The following is a 1,195-nucleotide window of genomic DNA, read 5'->3' as shown; positions in this document are numbered from 1 at the left end:
AACACAGTGGACGCGAGCAACTGAGGACAAGCCCTCGGCCTATTAGTACCAGTCAACTCCACCCGTTACCAGGCTTCCATATCTGGCCTATCAACCCAGTCGTCTACTGGGAGCCTTACCCTCTCTAGGAGGTGGGAGCCCTCATCTCGAAGCAGGCTTCCCGCTTAGATGCTTTCAGCGGTTATCCCTCCCGAACGTAGCCAACCAGCCATGCCCTTGGCAGAACAACTGGCACACCAGAGGTTCGTCCGTCCCGGTCCTCTCGTACTAGGGACAGCCCTTCTCAAGACTCCTACGCGCACAGCGGATAGGGACCGAACTGTCTCACGACGTTCTAAACCCAGCTCGCGTACCGCTTTAATGGGCGAACAGCCCAACCCTTGGGACCGACTCCAGCCCCAGGATGCGACGAGCCGACATCGAGGTGCCAAACCATCCCGTCGATATGGACTCTTGGGGAAGATCAGCCTGTTATCCCCGGGGTACCTTTTATCCGTTGAGCGACGGCGCTTCCACAAGCCACCGCCGGATCACTAGTCCCGACTTTCGTCCCTGCTCGACCCGTCGGTCTCACAGTCAAGCTCCCTTGTGCACTTACACTCAACACCTGATTGCCAACCAGGCTGAGGGAACCTTTGGGCGCCTCCGTTACCCTTTAGGAGGCAACCGCCCCAGTTAAACTACCCATCAGACACTGTCCCTGATCCGGATCACGGACCCAGGTTAGACATCCAGCACGACCAGACTGGTATTTCAACGACGACTCCCACCGAACTGGCGTCCGATGATCAAAGTCTCCCAGCTATCCTACACAAGCCGAACCGAACACCAATATCAAACTGTAGTAAAGGTCCCGGGGTCTTTCCGTCCTGCTGCGCGAAACGAGCATCTTTACTCGTAGTGCAATTTCACCGGGCCTATGGTTGAGACAGTCGAGAAGTCGTTACGCCATTCGTGCAGGTCGGAACTTACCCGACAAGGAATTTCGCTACCTTAGGATGGTTATAGTTACCACCGCCGTTTACTGGCGCTTAAGTTCTCAGCTTCGCCCCACCGAAATGGAGCTAACCGGTCCCCTTAACGTTCCAGCACCGGGCAGGCGTCAGTCCGTATACATCGCCTTACGGCTTCGCACGGACCTGTGTTTTTAGTAAACAGTCGCTTCTCGCTGGTCTCTGCGGCCACCCCCAGCTCA

The 1,195-nt window shown here is 56.4% G+C and carries 1 rRNA gene; it reads right to left on the bottom strand.

What is annotated here, in order from left to right:
• Positions 1-22 precede the first annotated feature (22 nt).
• A 23S ribosomal RNA gene (locus ACZ3IG_RS36215) occupies positions 23-1,195 on the bottom strand; the annotation flags it as partial.

This window comes from Streptomyces sp. NPDC016677 (assembly GCF_055562815.1).
This window is presented reverse-complemented; position numbering and strand designations above follow the sequence as displayed.